Source organism: Flagellimonas nanhaiensis, from assembly GCF_003382275.1.
Taxonomy (GTDB): Bacteria; Bacteroidota; Bacteroidia; order Flavobacteriales; family Flavobacteriaceae; genus Flagellimonas; species Flagellimonas nanhaiensis.
The window spans coordinates 1-6808 of sequence record NZ_QTJX01000011.1 but is presented as its reverse complement, the minus strand read 5'-3'; the positions used below and the strand labels follow the sequence as shown (position 1 = coordinate 6808).

Here is a 6808-nt window from a genome sequence, read left to right as displayed (position 1 = left end):
GGACGGACCGACAATCATTGAAGCTAACGACAGTCCATACCTAGGACTTTCTGATATTGGTGCCGGGGGTTTATTGAAAAACAAGGATTTTAAAGATTATTTGGATAATCTAAAAGAAAAATCGAAAAAATAGTTTCGGCTATTAGCATATTGGTTTTTTGAGATGTCAATTTAACTTTACTATATCCATTTGGCGTTTCACGCTAAAAAAATTACCTTTTAGAAGATATTAAGCTTTTACTACGGTTAGTTAACTAGATGAAACAAATTCGAAGATATTGGGTCCCCTTTTTGGTTCTTTTATGGTGTCTTTTCCATATCACACTTGTTAAGACCAGTGAGTTAAATCCATGGAAAATGGGAGGGTACGGTATGTATTCTGATTACCATACAGAAGATTATTTTGTGTGGTTGGTCTTCAAGAAAAACAAAAGGCTTCTGGCCAATCATACAGAACTATTTCAGAATGATCCAAATTTCAAAAACCTTGTTTACCAATGTAGAACATTTCCAAGTGATAGCAACCTGAAAGAATTAGCGGACGATTTCAAGAAGAAGAGTGGAAAGAAAGTCAATATTGAGGTTTGGAGATTAGATTTTATATCTGATTCATTAAAACTGAAAAGAGTACTTGTCAATGATTATTAGAAGTGAATTAAAAAAATACCAAATTATTGGATATTTTATCTTACTACTGATAAATGTGGTAGAGGCTCGCTCGGGTCTTACACTTACTGCTCTTCAGCTAATTTTAGGAATCACGTTTGTTTCAACAAGAATTTTCCCTTTACTTTTTAGAAACAAACCCAATAATCTAATTAGAGGAATAGAGATTTTTTACCTTGGAAGTATATTCCTCGGGATTTACTTTAATTGGCACAGCTCTCCGAATCATCTATTTCTTTTTTTCATACTTACCATTTTATTTGTTTTTGAAAAAAACAATGAAATGATTAAAAAAAATCTTCTTTGGGTATTAATTTTAATCATGGGGTTTGCCACAATTCATAAATTGTTGAACCCACATTTCGTAAATGGCGAATTTGTTGGATTTATGTTATCCAAAGGCAGCTTTTTTAGACCGTTATGGCATAGCGGACTTTTCCCCGAAACAAAAAGCCTTTTATCTCAAAACCTGAACAATTTGAATGATTTCGTTCTACGAGATCCAAGCCTTAATGAGACAGTAACATTCCAAATCGGGTCACTTCCCTTCCATATTCTAAAAATGCAGTTTACCTATTTTATTCTGGTAGCGGAGTTTCTCTTGACATTTTTTTTGATGGCCTTTCCCCAAAAAAAAATAACCTATCTATTTATTTTGATTTTTATTGCCTCTATAGGAATAGTGGTCTCCGAAGTTGAATTTGCATCCACTCTTTTGTTTATTGGACTAATGTTATGTCCAAGCGACTTTTCCGTTTTAAAGAAAGTATATAAAAGTGTATTTCTGCTTTATGCATGTTGTGCACTTTTTTACAATCTATATTGGGTACTATAATTTTATAGTCTCTCCATAGCAAATCGTATAACATCGATAATACCGTATTTTAAACGATTTTAATCAAATAATCTTTTGCCTTTGATTAGTTTATATTCATAAATGCGAACCATGACATATGAGAGCACATTGGAAACGTATATTGTTCATTCTCAAGGACAGGCATAAAAAGAACTTTTGGACCATCATTATAGAAGTATCCAAACTTATATGGCTAAAAGGCGAATTCCCTATATACTATTTTGCACGATTTTTTTACAAGAAAGGCATGCCCTTTCCAAGAGATTATATGAACTTCAAGGAATATCGCAGTATCATATATTCAAAAAAGTTATTTCGCCAAACCACAGCTGACCTTCTTAAGAACAAAATAAGTTTTGCCCTATTGTGCGAACAAAAATCATTGCCTGCACCAAAAACTATAGGTTATAACATTTTTAATTCATTCTTTAACGGAAAGAGTATAGTACCGACCAGTTCTTTTGATGAATTCAAGATCTACGTCAAAAACCTATTAAAAATAAGTGATACAGAACAGGTATTTGTTAAAGCAAGTGAATCCAAAGGAGGTAAAGGTGTTTATATGATTTCACCAAATACAAGGGATGAAGAGTTGGAAGACATTTGGAACAATGTTAAGAATGGAGCCTACATCTTTCAAGAAGCTTTGCAACAGCATGAATCTGTAAATGAAATATATCCGAATAGTATAAACACTGTGAGAATAGAGACATATTTGAAGCCTAGCGGAAATGTTGAAATTTTAGGTGGTTATATGCGATTTGGTTCAGGAAAGAGCTACGTAGACAATGTAAGTTCAGGCGGTTTCTTTGTTCCTTGGGACATTAAAACAGGTAAATTGCGAGAACATGGTTATACAGCTTTAATCTATGGAAGTGATTTTATAACTCACCATCCCACAACAGGTTTACGGATTTCCAATTATAAAATCCCCTTTTTCTTTGAGGCAGTGAATCTTTGCAAAGAATTTGCAAAACATATTCCAAATCGAATTATAGGTTGGGACGTTGCCATAACACCATCTGGACCTTTGATTATTGAAGGAAACCATGATGCCGCAATTATTGCTGGTGAATACAGCTATGAGGGGTTCAAAAAACACCCTGCTTTTAAGGAAATACTTGCATCTATCTAAGGCCTGATTGAATCAGGTCTCATTGACAATTATCTTTCTCTTGCCCGATTTCAATAATGGTATTCCTGATACATATTCAATATTAACCTTTGCATCAGTACCTAAATAGGTTTTAAAAAAGGATAGAAATTCCTCTTCCCTAGTAAATATGTTTTCGCAGTTTATCCTAAAAATATATTCTTTATTACTTCTTTGAACCAGTTGAACTTGTTCTAATTCTGGGTATCTATAGAGATTATTATAAATAATAAACGGATTTACTATTTCATTTTTAGTATTGGTGAGAATATCAGTAATTCTTCCTTGCACAGATGAAAATACAGGATAGCCCTTATCCCCTATTTTCATTATGGCAACATCCCCAGTATCATATCGAATCATTGGGGTCGACAAATTAAAAAGGTCTGTTACTACAATTCTACCCGGCTCTCCGATCTTCACAGGTTCATCAGAATCCATATCAAGAAGTTCTATATAGTAGCTTGCCCAATTCAATACAAAATCATTGCTGTTAAGCATCTGTTGGGCCAAAATGCCATTCTCAACATTTGAATAACGAGAGACCACAGGGCAACCAAAATAGTATTCCATTTTTTCCTTTACATAGGAGTCCAATGGTTCTGACATCGCTATAATGGACTGTATATTTCCTTTCAATGGAGTATATCCTCCTTTATCCAAGAAATTACATACTTTTAAAAACGCGGATGGGTAAGCCAACCAGCCTTTACGTTGTTTATCCTCCACCAGTTTCTCAAAAAAATGTGATAAAAACTTATCATCGATTTCTTCAACATCCAATTGATCCACATTTTGTATCCATGCCAAAAAAGCTGGTTTTTTGTAGTAGGCCGCCCACAATCTTAAGTAAAGCAGCCTATCCCCAATGGAAAACCCTGCCCGTGAAGCAAAATAAACGGTGTCGGCCGTATTCCTATATTTTTTTTCTTGGGATTGGTATATCTTAAAGGGCGTTCCTGTTGAACCACTTGTGCTAACCGAAAACCTTTTTCCTCCAACTGATTCTGGTATGGTGATCGAATCAAAATTTTGCTTTATAATCCGTTTATTGACTACCGGGAAGTCTTGTAAAGATTCAAATTGTTTATAAGCAGCGTAAAATTCAGTATGATTCACTGCTGTAGTTAAAAGACGGTCTAGATATGGTTTGTTTCTTCCAAGTAATTGCTCAAAATCCAAATTGAACAACGCATCAATATTTTCAAGATTACTTCTGATGGACCCCCCCTTGAATCTGTCCAACAACCAAAATACCTTATTTCTTAAACCGTTCATTTTTATCAATGTATGGCAAAATCTTGTTTCACCTTAAAAAATACCTGAAGATATTCCATACAACTATAATATGCTGTTATTATTGCTTCGAAAGTTTTTTTAGAAGGTATCCATATATTTCATCAGCAACTATTTCCCGACCTTTATTATTCCAGTGCCTATCATAAATCAGTGTAGTTTTTCTTGATCCACCAGCAGCTTCAAAAGAATTGGCAAAATCAATGAAGTCAATTTGTTGTTCGTTTAAGTATCCAAGAAAGTTTTTGTCAGTTGCTCCGCTATCCAACAATAAGGCAGTCTTGGCTTTGTTCAGTCCATATTTTGCAACCAGTCCTTTAAAATTTTCCAAATAAAGACTGTCTATATTAATCTGCGGTTTCTCTTTATCGCTTCCTTTTGTACCTCCTGAAATTTTGTCTTTAATGGAAATCAAGCTTTTATGAGCCTTTTTTACTGGGTCGGCCATGCCAATATTAAGCAGGTACAAAACCAACTTTGAATGCCTTAAGACAGGAAAAAGAGGAGTTCTTTTAATAAATTTATATTCCGATCGCAACAAGTCGTTTTCATATTTCAGATACAATATAATATAATCAACCTTATCAAATATGTCTTCATTTGCATGGATCAGGTACAACTGATCGGCCAAGTCATTGGATGAATGACCGTATTCAAAAACTTCCACTCCGTCCAATTTGCCCTCAATTTTTTTTCCAATGGAATTATGGTAGTTCTGGTGAAATCCTTCAATATAAGAATCGCCTATGATTGCCACTTCAATTTTCTCATCGCTAGGGTAAAATTCCCTATATGAGTTGTATCCAGAACTATTGATTTTATATTCGGTAAAGTTTTGCCTCCTATTTCCATAAACCGCGTAGCCCTGCTGACCAGGCACCCATTTTAAGATTCCATCTTCGGCCACATATCTTTGTGGAAGTTCATTGTACAGATGAAAAGCCCTTATTAAAACCTCCAATACAAGAGCAATAAGAAAAGCATACAGTGCCAGTTTTTTAATTAGCTTAATCATATGCTAAAATTGAAAATAAATAAACGATCTGTCAAAACCACTATCATAAAATAGTAGTATTAAGAATAATACCAGTGAATAGATAGTAAAGCGTATTATTTTTGATTTAAACTTAAAAGGGTTACGCTCATCTCTTCGTATTCTGTATTCATATAGAACAAACAGCGCCAAAAGCACAAAGTAATCAATCATTCTATATCCCTGAGGATGTTCATACGGTAGATATTCAAAGTTGGCAAAAACCCTCCTGATAAATTGAAAAGAATCAGTCAAGGATTCTGATCTAAAGAATATCCGGGAAAAAGTTACAATTGAAAACGTAAGAACGAGCTGACCTATTTCCGTTAATGACGGAAATCCGTTATTCTCTGCAACTACGTTATTCTTGTAAATGGTATTTCTTCCCATAAGGAATACAGGTATGTAAGCCAATGCATGAAAAGCTCCCCAAAAAATAAAGGTCCAATTGGCCCCATGCCAAAATCCGCTAACCAAAAAGATAATACAAATATTTCTTACTGATTTAAGTTTGCTTACCCGGGATCCCCCCAATGGGATATAGACATAATGTCTGAACCACGTTGAAAGTGAAACATGCCAACGTTGCCAATATTCTGCAACATTTCTAGAAAAATTTGGAAACTTAAAGTTGGACATTAATTCAATACCGAACATTTTTGCGGTTCCAATGGCGATATCTGAGTATCCACTAAAATCTCCATAAACCTGGAAACTGAATAGGGTTACCCCTAAAACCAAAGTAGATGCGGGATAAGAATGGTAATTTGCAAAGATATCATCAACAATTGGTGCAATACCGTCAGCAATTACCATTTTTTTGAACAACCCCCATAATATCAACTTCAGCCCAGCTACCGTTTGATCATAGTTAAAGTTTCTTTTATTGGTTATCTGTGATAAAAGATTAGATGCCCGTTCAATTGGCCCGGCCACCAACTGTGGAAAAAAGGCCACATAGGTTGCAAATGACAGAAAATCCTTTGTAGGTTCAACCCTTTTGTAATAAATGTCCAAAGAATAGGACATGGTTTGAAATGTATAAAATGAAATTCCTACCGGTAGTACAATACTTAAAGTCCATGTGCTTTTGATTGTATAACCAAACAATTCAAACATATCCATAAAGGACTCGGCAAAGAAGTTGTAGTATTTAAAAAAACCAAGTAACGAAATATTGAATATTACGCTTGCCCAAAGCCATGTACGTTGCAAATTTCTGTTTCCAGCAGATTTCTGAATTTGAATACCTACCAAATAATCCACTATAGTGCTGGCTATAATCAAAAACAAAAAACGCCAATCCCACAAACTGTAAAAAAAGTAGCTGGCCAATAACAGAAAGGTATTTTGAGCTCTTAACGACTTTTTGGACAACAACCAATAAAGACCAAATGTTATTGGTAGAAACATTAAAAAGTCGAACGAATTAAATAACATGGTGTGTCATTTCTTCTCCAAAACAAAGTTTCCTATTACCAAGGCATCCAATCCCGTTGAATAAAAACAACGAACCGCATCTTTAGGGGATTCCACAACTGGTTCTCCCTGAATATTAAAACTAGTGTTCAGGACCACAGGTACTCCCGTCTTTTTACCCAAAGAAGTAATCACTTCGTAATATCTTGGGTGAAGCTTATTATTGACTGTTTGTAGTCTCGCACTGCCATCAACATGTGTTACAGCAGGAATTACTTTTTGTTTCTCCTCCAGTACACCGCAAACTTTGAGCATAAAAGGAGCTTCTACATCTTCGTCCAAATCAAAGAACTCTCTTTTAGCCTCAACAACAGCTGAAGGAGCA

6 protein-coding genes are annotated in these 6808 nt (G+C 34.8%); 2 read left to right on the top strand and 4 right to left on the bottom strand.

What is annotated here, in order from left to right:
• Positions 1-258: 258 nt before the first annotated feature.
• Both DX873_RS18655 and DX873_RS18645 read left to right on the top strand, forming a co-directional pair.
• Complete coding sequence (locus DX873_RS18655; protein WP_116186015.1) at positions 259-648, top strand: hypothetical protein; 390 nt, start codon at positions 259-261, stop codon at positions 646-648.
• Between the two features lie 971 nt (positions 649-1619).
• Positions 1620-2657, top strand: coding sequence for a sugar-transfer associated ATP-grasp domain-containing protein (locus DX873_RS18645; protein ID WP_116186013.1), 1038 nt, complete (start codon positions 1620-1622; stop codon positions 2655-2657).
• Positions 2658-2669: 12 nt separating this feature from the next.
• On the opposite strand, the gene DX873_RS18640 is transcribed toward DX873_RS18645, so the two are convergent.
• From DX873_RS18640 to DX873_RS18625, 4 genes are all read right to left on the bottom strand, one after another.
• Positions 2670-3953 (bottom strand): phenylacetate--CoA ligase family protein, encoded by a 1284-nt coding sequence (locus DX873_RS18640; protein ID WP_116186012.1) that lies wholly within the window; start codon positions 3951-3953, stop codon positions 2670-2672.
• Positions 3954-4032: 79 nt separating this feature from the next.
• Complete coding sequence (locus tag DX873_RS18635) at positions 4033-4986, bottom strand: hypothetical protein (RefSeq protein WP_116186011.1); 954 nt, start codon at positions 4984-4986, stop codon at positions 4033-4035.
• A 3-nt stretch (positions 4987-4989) separates the two neighbouring features.
• A complete protein-coding gene (locus DX873_RS18630; protein WP_313777755.1) occupies positions 4990-6417 on the bottom strand; it encodes an MBOAT family O-acyltransferase in 1428 nt (475 codons plus the stop codon).
• Positions 6418-6450: 33 nt separating this feature from the next.
• A partial coding sequence (locus DX873_RS18625; RefSeq protein WP_313777754.1) for a carbamoyltransferase C-terminal domain-containing protein occupies positions 6451-6808 on the bottom strand: 358 nt, incomplete at its 5' end.

What these genes read in the sequence shown, in the direction of transcription:
- DX873_RS18630 (WP_313777755.1), bottom strand. Translation starts at nt 6,417, where the DNA reads ATGTTTCTACCAATAACATTTGGTCTTTATTGGTTGTTGTCCAAAAAG.
- DX873_RS18640 (WP_116186012.1), bottom strand. Translation starts at nt 3,953, where the DNA reads ATGAACGGTTTAAGAAATAAGGTATTTTGGTTGTTGGACAGATTCAAG.
- DX873_RS18645 (WP_116186013.1), top strand. Translation starts at nt 1,620, where the DNA reads ATGAGAGCACATTGGAAACGTATATTGTTCATTCTCAAGGACAGGCAT.
- DX873_RS18655 (WP_116186015.1), top strand. Translation starts at nt 259, where the DNA reads ATGAAACAAATTCGAAGATATTGGGTCCCCTTTTTGGTTCTTTTATGG.
- DX873_RS18635 (WP_116186011.1), bottom strand. Translation starts at nt 4,986, where the DNA reads ATGATTAAGCTAATTAAAAAACTGGCACTGTATGCTTTTCTTATTGCT.